13 protein-coding genes are annotated in these 13,819 nt (G+C 65.4%); 5 read left to right on the forward strand and 8 right to left on the reverse strand.

Features of this window, described 5'->3' with window-relative positions:
* Positions 1-18: 18 nt before the first annotated feature.
* From fhuB to LGR44_RS16110, 8 genes are all read right to left on the reverse strand, one after another.
* The gene (gene fhuB, locus LGR44_RS16075; protein WP_226741726.1) at positions 19-2,007 is read right to left on the reverse strand and encodes a Fe(3+)-hydroxamate ABC transporter permease FhuB; all 1,989 of its coding nucleotides are present in this window, start codon (positions 2,005-2,007) and stop codon (positions 19-21) included.
* Positions 1,997-2,890 carry an ABC transporter substrate-binding protein gene (locus tag LGR44_RS16080; RefSeq protein WP_226741727.1) on the reverse strand — a complete coding sequence of 298 codons (894 nt, stop codon included), beginning with the start codon at positions 2,888-2,890 and terminating at the stop codon, positions 1,997-1,999. The genes fhuB and LGR44_RS16080 overlap by 11 nt, the downstream gene beginning before the upstream one ends.
* On the reverse strand, positions 2,887-3,720 hold the full coding sequence (locus tag LGR44_RS16085; RefSeq protein ID WP_404809935.1) for an ABC transporter ATP-binding protein: 834 nt from the start codon (positions 3,718-3,720) through the stop codon (positions 2,887-2,889). The genes LGR44_RS16080 and LGR44_RS16085 overlap by 4 nt, the downstream gene beginning before the upstream one ends.
* A complete protein-coding gene (locus LGR44_RS16090; RefSeq protein ID WP_226741728.1) occupies positions 3,720-5,927 on the reverse strand; it encodes a TonB-dependent siderophore receptor in 2,208 nt (735 codons plus the stop codon). The genes LGR44_RS16085 and LGR44_RS16090 overlap by 1 nt, the downstream gene beginning before the upstream one ends.
* Before the next feature lie 121 nt (positions 5,928-6,048).
* Positions 6,049-7,035, reverse strand: coding sequence for an energy transducer TonB family protein (locus tag LGR44_RS16095; RefSeq protein ID WP_226741729.1), 987 nt, complete (start codon positions 7,033-7,035; stop codon positions 6,049-6,051).
* 11 nt (positions 7,036-7,046) lie between these two features.
* On the reverse strand, positions 7,047-7,490 hold the full coding sequence (locus LGR44_RS16100) for an ExbD/TolR family protein (RefSeq protein WP_226741730.1): 444 nt from the start codon (positions 7,488-7,490) through the stop codon (positions 7,047-7,049).
* Complete coding sequence (locus LGR44_RS16105; protein ID WP_226741731.1) at positions 7,490-8,176, reverse strand: MotA/TolQ/ExbB proton channel family protein; 687 nt, start codon at positions 8,174-8,176, stop codon at positions 7,490-7,492. Before LGR44_RS16105 ends, LGR44_RS16100 begins: the two co-directional genes overlap by 1 nt.
* 10 nt (positions 8,177-8,186) lie before the next feature.
* Positions 8,187-8,780 carry a Tat pathway signal protein gene (locus LGR44_RS16110; RefSeq protein ID WP_226741732.1) on the reverse strand — a complete coding sequence of 198 codons (594 nt, stop codon included), beginning with the start codon at positions 8,778-8,780 and terminating at the stop codon, positions 8,187-8,189.
* 405 nt (positions 8,781-9,185) lie between these two features.
* Here LGR44_RS16110 and LGR44_RS16115 point away from each other — a divergent pair, with 405 nt between their 5' ends.
* The 5 genes from LGR44_RS16115 to LGR44_RS16135 all read left to right on the forward strand — a co-directional run bounded on the left by LGR44_RS16115 (position 9,186) and on the right by LGR44_RS16135 (position 13,813).
* Positions 9,186-10,364, forward strand: coding sequence for an ABC transporter substrate-binding protein (locus LGR44_RS16115; RefSeq protein WP_404809940.1), 1,179 nt, complete (start codon positions 9,186-9,188; stop codon positions 10,362-10,364).
* 63 nt (positions 10,365-10,427) lie between these two features.
* Positions 10,428-11,282, forward strand: coding sequence for a branched-chain amino acid ABC transporter permease (locus LGR44_RS16120; RefSeq protein WP_226741734.1), 855 nt, complete (start codon positions 10,428-10,430; stop codon positions 11,280-11,282).
* Between the two features lie 20 nt (positions 11,283-11,302).
* The gene (locus LGR44_RS16125) at positions 11,303-12,334 is read left to right on the forward strand and encodes a branched-chain amino acid ABC transporter permease (protein WP_226741735.1); all 1,032 of its coding nucleotides are present in this window, start codon (positions 11,303-11,305) and stop codon (positions 12,332-12,334) included.
* Positions 12,331-13,083 carry an ABC transporter ATP-binding protein gene (locus LGR44_RS16130; RefSeq protein WP_226741736.1) on the forward strand — a complete coding sequence of 251 codons (753 nt, stop codon included), beginning with the start codon at positions 12,331-12,333 and terminating at the stop codon, positions 13,081-13,083. Before LGR44_RS16125 ends, LGR44_RS16130 begins: the two co-directional genes overlap by 4 nt.
* Positions 13,076-13,813, forward strand: a complete 738-nt coding sequence (locus tag LGR44_RS16135; protein WP_226741737.1) for an ABC transporter ATP-binding protein — start codon at positions 13,076-13,078, stop codon at positions 13,811-13,813. Before LGR44_RS16130 ends, LGR44_RS16135 begins: the two co-directional genes overlap by 8 nt.
* The last annotated feature ends 6 nt before the right edge of the window (positions 13,814-13,819 follow it).

Below are 13,819 nucleotides of genomic sequence, written 5' to 3' on the forward strand. Positions count from 1 at the left end.
TCCTTTCAGGATGGGGATTCAGCGCTCGCGCCGGGTGAGGTGCCAGATCAGGTAGGGAACGCCGATCAGGGCAGCCACGAGGCCCGCGGGAAGCTGGAACGGGAAGATGACCATGCGACCGAGCCAGTCGGCCGCCACCATGAGAACGGCGCCGAGAAGGGCGGCGCCGATCAATTGCTCGAATGCGCGCCGCATCCCGAGCACCCGCGCCAGATGGGGACCGACGAGGCCGGCGAAAGTGAGCGGGCCGACAACCAGCACGGAGGCCGCCGTCAACACGGATGCCAGCAACATCACGACAAGGCGTGCGGCACCGAGTTCGACGCCGAGCTCCCGCGACGCCTCGTCCCCGAGGGGCAGGATGTCGAGCCAGCGCGAGGTCAGAGGCGTCGCGAGGAGCAGCGGGACGGCGATCGCGAACGTCATCCAGGCCAGGGAGGCGTCGGCCCGGTAGGTCGAGCCAGCCATCCAGGCGAGAAGCTGGGAGGCTCGCGGATCACCGAGGGCGAGGAAGCTGACCATGATCGCATCGAGGAGCGCGCTCAAGGCGATGCCGGTCAGCAGGAGCTGATCCGGGGCAAAGCGGGCTCGCGTGCCACGCCACAGCAGGAGCGCCAGAACCGCGAAAGCGCCGGCGAGGCCGAGAGCCAATTGCAGTGCGCGCCCGGGAGCGGCGCTGATGACCATGCTCACCAGGATCCCAAGTGCCACCCCTGTGCCGATGCCGAGCACTTCCGGGCTCGCGATGGGATTGCGCGTCAGCCGCTGCAGCAGGACGCCTGCCATGCCAAGCATGGCTCCGGCGAGGAGTGCGACAGCGACACGGGGCACCCTCCAGGGGGCAAGGGTGGCAAACTCCTCCCCGAAGGCCAAAGACCAGCCGTCGGGAGTTCGGCCGAGGAAAACCGCCATGAGAACGGCGGCGATCAGGATTCCGCCGAAGGCCGAAAAGCCGAGAGGACGTTTTCCGATGCGTGACGTAGCATGAATGTCCGTGGCCCAGTCATTGCCCGCCGAGCGCAACTGCGGCAGCAGCCACAGGAGGAGGGGCGCGCCGAACAGGGCCGTTACGGCTCCCGTCGGGAGGAAATCGGCGAAATGATCGCCAGCGGCCTGAACGGCCTGATCGACGAGGACGAGGAGCCCGCCACCCAACAGAGGGGAGAGGATCAGACGGTCCTGGAGCTGACGGGCCCCCGAGAGGCGGACGATCTGCGGCGCGGCAAGCCCGATGAAGCCGATGACGCCGACAGCCGATGTGACGAAAGCGGTCAAAAGGACAGCGAGAAGGAGGGCACCTGCGCGCAGCGCCTGCAGGGAAACGCCGAGACTGCTGGCGCTCGCGTCGTCCAGAGCCATGACGGTCAAGGGGCGCACGAGCAGGGCCGCGACGATTCCCCCGATGAGGAGGCGCGGGAGGAGATAGGCAACGGCGGACCAGTCCTGCTGGGCGACCGAGCCCGCTCCCCAGATGAACAGCGAGGTGACGTATTCCTGGTTCAGGAGTTTCAAGGCAACGGAGAGAGCGCCGCAGAACAGGCCGACCACCAGTCCTGTCAGCACCAATGTGAGGGAGGAAAACCCTCTTTTCGAGGCGACGGCGAAGATCAGCGCCGTCACGGCCACGGCCCCGGCAATGGCCACGATCTCCCGGCTCGCACCCAGAAGCGCGGGAGCCCAGATGGCTGCCATCACAAGCGTGAGCTGGGCGCCCGCCTCGACGCCGAGGGTCGTCGGGGAGGCGAGGGGGTTGCGCAGAACATGCTGAAACAAGGCGCCTGCCAGCCCCAGACCTGCCCCGCAGAGAAACGCCGTCATCAGGCGCGGCAGGGCGCTGAAATGGAACAGGAGCTGGCGCACGTCGTCGGCCGAAGGCTGCAAGGCGGCCTGGAACCAGAGGGCAGGCGGCAGCTGGCGAGCGAGCTGCAGGGCGCTCAGCACGAGCGCGAGGCTCAGGATCGCACCTGCCAGTCCGACGGCGCCGCCTCTGGTCCGGCTAGCTTGCACGGGCAGGCTCATGGGCAAGGAGGTTCTCTGTCAGCAGGCGCGCAAAGCGTTCGGCGGCAACGACGTCGCCGAACGCCCAGGCGGTCGGCAGGGGCGTGACCCGTCCGGCCCGAACGAAGGGCAGGTTCTGCCACAGGCCCGGCCCCTCCCTGTTGACCGGAGCATCGGCAGGGATGGGTTCGATCGCGACGAGCTGCGCGTCCGGGTAGGCTGCCAGATCGGAGACGCCCACGAGGCTGAAGCCCCAATAATTCGTCGGGCGGTCCCAGGCGTTCGGCACGCCAATACGGTTCAGCACATTGCCGAAGAGACTATTGGCGCCATAGATCCGCACATGGCGTGCATCCATGAAACCGGCGAGGAGGAGCGGGCGCAAAGCACGGCCCACGAGCGCGCGCCGGGCGGCGTCGAAGGTGGCATCCGCTTCGGCCAGCACGGCCTCCGCCCGGCTCTCCACGCCGAGCTCCCGGGCGATGTCGCGCATGATCCGGCGAGACTGCTCCAACGGTTCTCCAGAGGCCGTATAGGTGGCATAGGAGCGCGTCGGCGCAATGCGCTCCAGAAGCGGGCGGACGCTTTCGCTGAAGGGTGTCGTGATAATCAGATCGGGCTCGAGCGCAGCGATCACTTCGAGGTTCGGCTCGGTGCGCAGGCCGATATCCTGGACTCCCGGAGGCACAGGAGGCTCGGCCGCCCATCGACGATAAAGATTGATCTCCGCAATGCCGACCGGTTCGATGCCGAGAGCAAGCACGGTCGAGGTCAGACCCCAATCGAGAACGGCGACGCGGCTCGGGCGCCCAGTGCTCCGTGCGCCGACGGGGAGAGCTTGCGAAAGCAGGAGGGCTGCGATCAGCTCGCGCCGGTTGAGGCTCCGAGTCATCGCGCGAATCCGATGGGCGCTTCGGTGACGGGATGGCGGATCACCTCCATGGGGATGCCGTAGACCATCTCTAAAACGTCGGAGTGCATGATGTCGCCGGGCGTTCCGCGCATGCGGATCGCGCCCTTTTGCAGGGCGATCAGCTCGTCGCAGAAGCGCGCCGCCATGTTGATGTCGTGCAGGACGGCGACAACGCCCAGATTCCGGCTGCGGCTCAGGCTCCGCAGAAGGCGCAGGACCTCCATCTGATGGGCGAGATCGAGGGCCGAGGTGGGCTCGTCGAGAAGAATGAAGCCGCTGTTCTGGGCCACCAGCATCGCGACCCAGGCGCGCTGGCGCTCGCCGCCCGACAGGGTGTCCACCAACCGGTCGGCGAAGGGCTCCACCTGGGCGAGGCTCATGGCCTCGGCCACGTGCCGGTGATCCTCGGGAGAGACGCGACCAAGAGGGCCATGCCACGGATAGCGCCCGAAACGCACCAGTTCTCGGACCGTCAGGCTCGTCGTGACGGGGGTATGCTGGGGAAGGTAGGCCACATGCCTCGCAAAGGCGCGGGCGCCGAAATCCTGGATCGGAGTTCCGGCGAAGCGGATCGCGCCGCCGCTCGGCGGCATCTGCCGGGCCAGCAGCTTGAGGAGAGTCGACTTGCCCGACCCGTTATGGCCGATGATCCCGTAGACGCGACCCCGCCCGAAAGCGAGCGAGGTCGGCTGAAGGAGCGCATGCCCCTCGATGGAGAGGTGAGCCCCCTCCATCTCGAGGACGGCGTCGGCCCCGCCGGAATGCCCGGCGAAGGTCTCGGCCGTTCTGCGCCGGAACGGGGCGTTCATCACCACTTGTAGCTCGCGCTCACGGTTGCCCTGCGGCGGTCGCCGTAGAAGCACGCGTTGGGCGAGGAGCAGGAGCCCACATAGACCTCGTCGAACAGGTTCGACACGTTCAAGGCAAAGCGCCAGTTGTCGCGCTCGTAATGAACGGCGGCATCGGCGACCGTGTAGCTCGGCACCTTCAGGGTGTTGGCCTCGTCCGCATAGGAACTGCCGACGAAGCGGACGCCCGCGCCTACGCCGAAGCCCTTGAGGGCTCCTTCCTGCACGGTGTAGTCGAGCCAGAGCGATCCGAAAGTCTCCGGCACGCCCGCCGGAACCCGGCCGATGCGGGACGGATCCAGGTCCTTCGTGGTCTCAAGGTCATAGATCGTGTAGGCGCCTACGAGGTTGAGCCCCTCTATCAGATTGGCATTGGCCTCGAACTCCACGCCCCGGGAGCGCACCTCTCCGGTCTGCACCTGATTGAGGACATTGGCCGGATCGGTCGTCAGCACGTTCTGGCGCGTCAGGTCGAACAGGGCTACGCCGATGAAGCTGCGGGATCCTACGGGCTGGTACTTGACGCCCACCTCGATCTGCTCGCCGGTCTCGGGCTCGAGGGGGCGCTGGGTGGCGCTGTTGGTGCCGATCAGCGGGTTGAAGGAGCGCGAATAGCTCGCATAGGGCGCAAGTCCGATATCGCTCGTGTAGACGAGGCCGACGCGTCCGCTGAACTTGCGGTCGTCGCCTTCCGTGCTGGCGGACGGGAACAGGTAATTGGTCGTGTCCGTGTTGACCCAGTCATGCCGCCCGCTCAGCACCAGGGTGAAGCGGTCGAACTTGATCTGGTCCTGCACATAGGCGCCGAGCTGGCTCTGAACGATGTTGTTGAGGGTATAGCGCGAGGTCGTCGGCAGGGTGGGCGTATAGATCGGATTGAGCAGGTCGAGGGGCGGGCCCATCTCGAAACCCTGCTCGTCGTCGATCCGGTAGCGCTTGTAGTCGAGCCCCATGAGAAGGGTGTGGCTCAGCGGGCCGGTGGCGAACTTCACCTCCGCATGGTTGTCGACCGTGAACAGGCCGACGCGGGGCTTGGTGACGAAGTTGCCGCGCGCCAGAAGCGCCTGGGTCGCCGTCGGCACGGCCGCGTAGCCGAGGCCGTAAAGGTTCGTGAAATCGATGCTGAGAGCGTTGTAGCGCAGGTTCTGGCGCACCGTCCAAGCGTCGTTGAAACGATGCTCGAACTGATAGCCGATCATCGCCTGCTCGCGCTCGAAGGAATCGAAGCCCGGATTGCTGGTGAACAACTGTGTCGGAATGCGTCCGAAGGGGGCCGGGACCACCGTTCCCTCATAGGGAAGGAAGTTCTGGCCGTTGGTTTTGTCCCGCTGGTAGGAGCCGAGGATCGTCAGGGTCGTGTCGGCGGAAGGCTTCCAGGTCAGGCTCGGCGCGATGAAGGCGCGGTCGTCCCTGGTGTAGTCCGTCTGGGTGTCGCCGATCTTGCCGAGCCCGGTGAGCCGGTAGAAGAACTGGCTGCCGTCACCGCCCATAGCGACCGGGCCGCTCAGGTCGAAGGCGCCGAAAACATTGCCGAACGAGTTGACGCCCACATCGACCCGGCGGAGCGGCTCGCTCGTGGGCATCTTGCTGATGGCGTTGATGAGGCCGCCCGGGTTCGTGCCGCCGTAGAGGACCGAGGAGGGGCCGCGCAGAACCTCGATGCGTTCGAGGCCGTAGGGTTCGAGTCTGAAGGTGGCGAAGGACGTCGAGAAGAGCTGCAGGCCGTTCAGGTAATAGCCTGTCGCCTGGGCCGTGAAGCCGCGGATGAGGAACCAGTCATTGCGGACGTCGCCGCCGAAGGTCTCCGAGCGGATGCCGGGCGAGTAGCGTGTCGCCTCCACCACCGACTGAGCCCCTTGCTCCTCGATCTGCTCGCGTCCGACCACCGAGACGGCCTGGGGCGTCTCGATGATGGGCGTATCCGTCTTGCTGCCGCTCGCGCTGCGGGTCGCCACATAACCCTGGACCGGGCCCGTTGCGGTCTCGCCGCGCTCAGTGACCGTCACCGTCTCGAGGGCGATCTCGCCGTTCGGCTGGGCGATTGCCGTCTGCGCCGCCGCATGGGTCACGGAGAGACCGAGACCTCCCAAAGCCGTCGTGGCGAGGAGGCCCCAGAGCCCAGCTTTGCGGCGTGAGAGCCGCTTGGTCGAATTCGGATACGCACTCATTGTCTGTCCTTCCGGACGCGGTTCAAGGCCGCGCCTGTGATGCCTCTTGTCGAATGATGGGGCCGGGGCCCTCTTGTTGCTCGATGGCTTGCCAAGCCTTCCGCGTGCGTGCCCGTTCTCCTCAGCGCAGGTCGAACCGCAGCGGCACGGCGAAGGTGAACTGCTGCTGGGGAAGGGCGTCCGGCGCCGGAGGCAGGGAGGTTCCGGGCGCTGTGGCGGCCAGTGCGGCCTGATCGAGAGCGGGATGTCCGGCGCTGCGCACGAGTGCGGCACCGACGATCCGACCATTGCGCAGCATGGTAAAACGGACGGTTGCGACACCCTCGATCCCCTGCGCTTTCGGGCCCTCCGGATAGCGCAGGCGCCTTCTCAGGGTGGAGCTTAGTTGCGCCGCATAGCGGTTGAGAACGTTCGGGTCGGCCGAGGCCGCTGCACCGCCCGTGTTCTCCCGTGACGAGGAGGCCTGCCCCTGGCGCGGGGTGGACGGAGTTGACCTCTGCTCGGCAACCGCCTTGCGCGGGGCAGGGCGCGGCTTCGGCTCCACCTTTTTCGGTGCCGGCGGCTTCTTGGGCTTCGGGGCGGGCTTCTGCTCCAGTGTCTTCGCCACGACCGTTTCATCGGGCGGAGGAAGGGCCGCGACGATCTCGGGTTCCGGAGCCGCTTCCGCCTCGACGGGCGCCGCATCCGCGGGCACGGTCTCGATGGGCTTCGCTTCTGCCACCTCTTCGGGCTGGACGGCCTCGTTCATTTCCATCGGGACGGCTTCGGAGGTCTCCTGCGGAAGAACCTCGGTCATCTCCTCCGGTGGAAGCGCCTCCTCCGGCGGCAGGGCTTCGGCCGTGACGGGCTCGGGAGGCTGAACCTCCGCCGCCTCGGCCAGAACATCGGCCGGGGCCGCCGCTTCCGCTGGCGCGAGGGCTTCGGCGGTTTCCATGGCGGGCGCCAGATCGATGGTGATTTCCTGCTCGCCGGGTGGAGCCTGAACGTCCCGGGACGGCCAGAGCGCGAGGGCTCCCAGCGCGCCGGCATGGAGAGAGAGCGCAACGAGGAAGGCTGCACCGAGGCGGCCTTGGTCCTTCGTCTCCCTGTCCTGAACCAATGTTTGCATTGTCTCGGGCTTTACTGCGCCGTCGGGCTCGGTGCCTGGGCGATCAGGGACACCTTGCTGAAGCCTGCCGCGCTGACCTGGCCCATGATCTCGATGACACGGCCGTAGGGCACACTCCGGTCTCCGCGCACCAGCACGATCTGGGCCGGGTCCTGAGCTGCAAGCTCCTTGAGGCGCGGCACGATCGTCTCGGGCAGGAGCGGCTCCTTGTCGAGGAAGGGCTGCCCGTTCTCGTCGATGCTGACGACGACCGGTTGCTTCGGCTGCGAGACCTTCGGTGCCGCCGTCTTCGGCAGCTGCACCGGTACGCCGACCGTCATGAGAGGCGCGGCGACCATGAAAATGATGAGAAGCACCAGCATCACGTCGACGAGCGGCGTGACGTTGATCTCGGAAAGAGGTGTAGCGCCGAACTCGTCGTCCGGCTCACCTGAGCGGAGCGGTCCCATGCCCATTATTCGGCGGCCTCTGCGCGGACATGGGGCTTGCGGTCACGGGCAAGACGGTCGCCCAGAGCCGTGATGCCCGCAGCGAACGATTGCTGCACGCGGCCGAGATCGGTGGTGAGCTTGTTGTAGGCAATCACCGCCGGGATGGCGGCCACGAGGCCGATGGCAGTCGCGAACAGGGCTTCGGCAATGCCGGGGGCCACGACGGACAGGCTCGTATCCTGACTCTTCGCAATTGCGGAGAATGAGTTCATGATTCCCCACACCGTGCCGAACAGGCCTATGAAGGGGGCTGCGGATCCTGTGGTGGCAAGAAAGGCGAGGCCCGGCTGGAGACGGCGCATATCCACGGCGAGCGCGGCCCGCATGGCGCGCTCGATCCGCTCCCGCCGCTCTGCCCGGGACTCGGACGCGTCCTGGTCGCGCCAAGCCTCGTGGCCGGCCGCCACGATGCGCCCGGCGGGGCCCGGGATCTGCGGATGGAGCCTCTCGCCGGAACGGGCGGCGGCCTCGAAGGCGCGAGCCTGGCGCCGCACCCTCACGAGACGCACGAGTTTGTCGATGATGATCGTCCAGCAGCCGAGCGACGCCAGGACGAGCAGGATCATGACCCCTTTGACGATGGGGTCGGCCTGAAGGAACAGGCCGAGGAAGGACAGATCATGCGGTGCGGTGGGGGCGATCTCGTTCATGTCTGCGGCCTCACTTTTCGAAGGGAACGTTGTCGACCTTGGAGGCGGTCTCGACGGCGGCGAGGCACTGCTCACGGTCGCTGGCCGCGCCCTCGCAGGCCATCACATCGTTGAGGAGGATGCGCCCGAAGCGCGAGCAGGGGAGGCCGGCGAAGTCGAACAGCTTGATGAGCGTCTTCTTCTCCGGAACGGGCCCGATCTCCACGGCCAGACGCTTGGCCGCCACGCCGTCCGTATCGAGCGCGAACAGATCGAGCTTGAGCGAGCGCCAGCCTGCTCCCTGACGGTTGTTGATCAGGAAATACGCCCGGCAGTTGTCGCCTGCATTCTCCAGCCGGTTCAGTTCGACCCGCAGAGGAGACGCTGGCGTCTTTTCCTGTGCCCAGGCGGTTCCACCGATGCCGAGCGATAGAGCCGCAAAGGCGGCGACGAGTTTGGTGCGACGGGTGAGAGCGGTCGTGCCGGAGGCTTGAGGGTTTGTTCCCATGAGAAGCGTCGTTTCACTCTTCTTGTGGTCGAGCGCGTCTACCGCGACGCGAGCATGCAGCCGCCCGCGCCCGGCGCCATCAGCGCTGGGTGTTGTCAGGATATTCAGATCAAGCAATCGAGCGGCGCTGAAACAGGTCCTGCGCCACGTCTCGAATATCTGAAAGAAGACATTCTGATCAAGGGCTTAGCGAAAAGTCAGAGCGGTTCTAAAAGAGGCCTTACAGCCTTGAGTTCGATAGGAATTTCGCCTCTTTAAAATGGCTGTAAGGTGTTTTTTGAAGGATTTCGGCGCTCGGGATCCGAGGAAATGCCGTGTCGCGGTCTGTCCTGTCGGTGGGCTTTGCCACCAAGGCGCGGCTGCCGGAGCCGCCATAGAAGAGGATAATTCACATTCCATGTCTTGGTGGAATATGCTTGGCCGTAAGGATGAAATATGCACCCGACGATAATGCCTATCGCACGGGTCGAAGGTCGTCTTAAACTCGACCAGACAGGCTCTCGAAAGCCGAAGAGGGAGGGAATAATGTTGCGAAGAACTTTTGTCGGGATCGTCAGTGCTGCGGCGCTCACGCTGGGCCTCGGTGGCGCGGTGTCGGCTCAGGAGACGATGAAAGTCGGTCTGATCCTGCCCATGACGGGACCGTTCGCATCGACCGGGCGCCAGATCGAGGCCGCTGCGAAGCTGTACATGCAGCAGAACGGCGACACGGTCGCGGGCAAGAAGATCCAGCTGATCGTGAAGGACGATACCGGCGTTGCCGACGTGACGAAGCGGCTTGCGCAGGAGCTGATCGTCAACGACAAGGTGGGCGTCATCGCTGGTTTCGGCCTCACGCCTCTTGCTCTGGCAACCGCGCCGCTCGCTACGCAGGCGAAGGTCCCGGCCGTCGTCATGGCGGCCGCGACGTCGACGATTACGGAGGCTTCACCCTTCATCGTGCGCACCAGCGGCACTCTCCCGCAGAATGCCATGCCCATGGCGGAGTGGGCCTCGCAGAACGGTATCAAGAAGGTCGTGACCCTCGTGTCCGATTACGGGCCGGGCATCGATGCCGAGAAGGCGTTTTCGGGCGCCTTCACCAAGGCGGGCGGTCAGGTGGAAAACCTGCGCGTTCCGCTGCAGAATCCAGATTTCTCGCCATTCCTCCAGAAGGTGGCCGATGCCAAGCCGGATGCGCTCTTCGTGTTCGTTCCCTCGGGTGTCGGGGCGCAGTTCATGAAGCAGTTCGTCGAGCGCGGGCTCGACAAGGGCGGCATCAAGCTGATCGCTACCGGCGACGTGACGGATGACGACATTCTGAACGGCATGGGCGACGTAGCGCTCGGCACGATCACTACGCACTACTATTCGGCCGCCCACGACAGCCCTGAGAACAAGGCGTTCGTCGATGCCTTCAAGAAGGCGAACAATGGCATGCGGCCGAACTTCATGGCCGTCGGCGGCTATGACGGTATGCACCTGATTTACGAGGGGCTGAAAAAGACGAACGGCGCCGGCGGTCAGGCTCTGGTCGATGCCATGAAGGGCATGAGCTGGACGAGCCCGCGCGGCCCGATCACGATCGACCCCCAGACCCGGGACATCATTCAGAATGTCTATGTCCGCAAAGTCGAGCGGGTGAACGGCGAGCTCTACAATGTGGAATTCGCGACGATCGAGGACGTCAAGGACCCGGTCAAGGCTGCCAAGTCGAACTGAGTTCACGCTGAAAGGAGGCGCCGTCCCCGTTGACGGCGCCTCTCACGTTTTTCGGAGTACGCGGTGCTGACCATTCTCTTCGACGGTGTCGCCTATGGCATGCTGCTGTTCGTGCTTGCCTGCGGCCTTGCCGTGACGCTCGGGTTGATGAACTTCGTCAATCTGGCGCATGGTGCCTTCGCCATGGCGGGCGGCTACATCACGGCCGTTCTGATGAACCGTTACGGCGTACCGTTCCTCTTGACGCTCCCCTTGGCCTTTATCGGGCCGGCGCTGCTCGGGCTCGTGCTCGAGAGGACCCTTTATGTGCAGCTCTATGCCCGCAGCCATCTCGACCAGGTTCTGTTCTCCATCGGCCTCGTCTTCATGGCGGTGGCGGCCATCGACTACACGATGGGCTCGCAGCAGCAGCTGATCCAGCTTCCCGGCTGGCTGCAGGGGCGGGTCGATGTGCTCGGGGTGCAGGTCGGGCTCTACCGCAGCTTCATCATCGGCGTTTGCGGCGTTTTGGTCATTGCCCTGCAGCTGATCCTGACGCGGACCCGGTTCGGAAGCAGGCTGCGCGCCGCCGTGGACGATCCCCGCGTCGCGCGCGGCCTCGGGATCAATGTCAGCGCCATTTTCGCCACGACCTTCGCAGTCGGGTCGGGTCTGGCCGGGCTCGGGGGCGCGCTCGGCGCGGAGATCCTCGGGCTCGACCCAACCTTTCCCCTCAAGTTCATGATCTACTTCCTGATCGTCGTCACCGTCGGCGGCACGACCAGCATCACCGGACCCTTCCTGGCCTCGCTGCTCCTCGGCATCGCGGATGTCGCCGGCAAGTACTATCTGCCCGATTTCGGAGCGTTCATCATCTACACTCTCATGATCGTCGTTCTCGTGCTCCGCCCGCAAGGGCTCTTCGCCCACGGACGATGATCATGCAGGACAAGCCTTTCATGTCATCGCTTACGACCGATGAGGTCGCCACGTCCCTGCGCAGGAAGGGGCGCTGGGGACTGGGCGAAGTCCTCTTCTGGCTCGCCGCCGCGGCGACGCTCTTCTTTCTTCCCGAGCGCCATCTCATTCTCAACGAAATCGCCATCATCGGCCTCTTCGCCGTCTCCCTCGATCTGATCCTGGGTTATGCCGGCATCGTTTCCCTGGGCCATGCCGCGTTCTTCGGGGTTGGCGCCTATGTGGCCGGCATCTTCGCGAAGGAAATGACCGGTGATCCACTGACCGGTCTCGCCGTGGCAGGCGTGGCCGCGGCTCTCCTCGGTTTCGCAACGAGCTTCCTCGTGCTGCGCGGCGCGGACCTGACGCGGCTCATGGTGACCCTCGGCGTGGCGCTCGTCGCGGGCGAGATTGCCAATCAGGCCTCCTGGCTGACGGGTGGCGCAGATGGTCTGCAGGGTATCATGATGGGGCCCCTGCTCGGGATGTTCGAATTCGACATCTTCGGCACGACGGCCTATGCCTACAGCCTTGTGGTTCTCTTCGTCCTGTTCGTCGTGGCCCGGCGCATCGTTCATTCGCCCTTCGGGCTGTCCCTCCGCTCCATCCGCGACAACTCTCTGCGGGCTCGCGCCGTCGGCATTCCCGTGAATCGGCGTCTTGTAGCCATCTACACGATCTCCGCAGCCTACGCGGGCATCGCCGGCGGGTTGCTGGCGCAGACCACGCAGTTCGTGTCGCTGGACGTCTTGGCCTTCCACCGTTCGGCCGATGTCCTCCTCGTCCTCGTCATCGGGGGCGTGGGCTATCTCTATGGCGGGCTGATCGGCGCGGTGATCTTCAAGGTCCTGCAGGACATCCTCTCCAGCATGACACCGCAGTACTGGCAGTTCTGGATCGGGCTCATTCTCGTCGTCCTGGTACTGGCCGGGCGCGAGCGGCTGACCGAGCGGGCGCGATTCCTCGCAGGACGCCTCTTCGGACGTTCGGCCGGAGCACCCCGGACAGCGCCTGCACGGGAGGGCCGGCCGTGACTCCTGCACTGGAAACCATCGGACTGCAGAAGCGGTTCGGCGGCCTTACTGCCACCGATAACGTCTCGTTCCGGCTGGAGAAGGGTGCTCGTCATGCCCTCATCGGGCCCAACGGGGCCGGCAAGACCACCTTCATCAACCTGCTCACGGGCGTGATCCCGCCGACGAGCGGACGTATTCTCCTGGAGGGCGCGGACATTACCAGGCTGTGCCCGGAGCTTCGCGTTCAGCGCGGGCTTGCCCGCACGTTCCAGATCAACCAGCTCTTTCCGGCCATGACCCCGCTGGAGACCCTGGGCCTGGCGGTTTCGGAGCGCAAAGGGAGCGGGCGCGACTGGTGGCGGGTGTTCGGGAGCGACCGCGAAATCGTGGACGAGGTCGTCGGGATCGCGCAGCGGTTCCGCCTTGCCGACGTGCTGGACGAGCGCACCTCCAACCTGCCTTATGGAAAGCAGCGGCTCCTTGAGATCGCGGTCGCCTTCGCCTGCGAGCCCCGGGTGCTGCTTCTCGACGAACCGGCCGCCGGCGTGCCGGAGGCGGAGCGTCATGAACTGCTCGCGACGGTGGCCGCTCTCCCGCGGGACGTTTCCGTGCTTCTCATCGAGCACGATATGGACCTCGTCTTCAGTTTCGCCGAGCGCATTTCGGTGCTGGTGAACGGCGGTCTCTTCACGGAAGGCACGGTCGACGAGATTGCCGCGGATCCGCGCGTCCGCGCCGTTTACCTCGGGGAGAGCGTCGATGAATGATCTCCTGTCCCTGCGGCGGGTCTCGGCCGGATACGGGGATGCCGTCGTCATTTCGAACATCGATGTGGGCCTGAGGCAGGGCGAATCCTTCGCCGTTCTCGGGCGCAACGGAACCGGCAAGACGACGCTGATCAACACCATCGTCGGGGTCACCCGCCAGAAGGGCGGCATGATCGTCCTCGACGGCAGGGACCTTACCGGAGCACGCCCGGAGACCCGCGCGAAGGCCGGGATCGGGTGGGTTCCCCAGGAGCGCAACATCTTCAAGTCGCTCACGGTCGAGGAGAACCTGACTGCGGTCGCCCGCCCGGGACCGTGGACCCTTGCCCGTGCCTACGAACTCTTTCCCCGATTGCGGGAGCGCCGCTCGAATCTCGGCAACCAGCTCTCTGGCGGAGAGCAGCAGATGCTGGCCGTTGCCCGCGCCCTCGTCCTCAATCCGAGAATCATGCTTCTCGACGAGCCGACGGAGGGATTGGCTCCCATCATCATCGAGGAATTGCTGGCGGCCCTGACCAAGGTCATTCGCGAGGAAGGCATGTCGGTCATCATTGTCGAGCAACACGCCCAGAAGATCCTCGGCATGACCGACAGGGCACTCATTCTCGACCGCGGCACGATCGTCCATTCAAGTTCCAGCAAGGCGCTCATGGAGGATCCCACTGCTCTCGAGCAGCATCTTGGCGTCACCGGCGGCAAGAAGAAGCGGCTCGGACACCCGCCACTCTAGTTCTGC

This window comes from Microvirga lenta (assembly GCF_020532555.1).
Classification (GTDB): domain Bacteria; phylum Pseudomonadota; class Alphaproteobacteria; order Rhizobiales; family Beijerinckiaceae; genus Microvirga; species Microvirga lenta.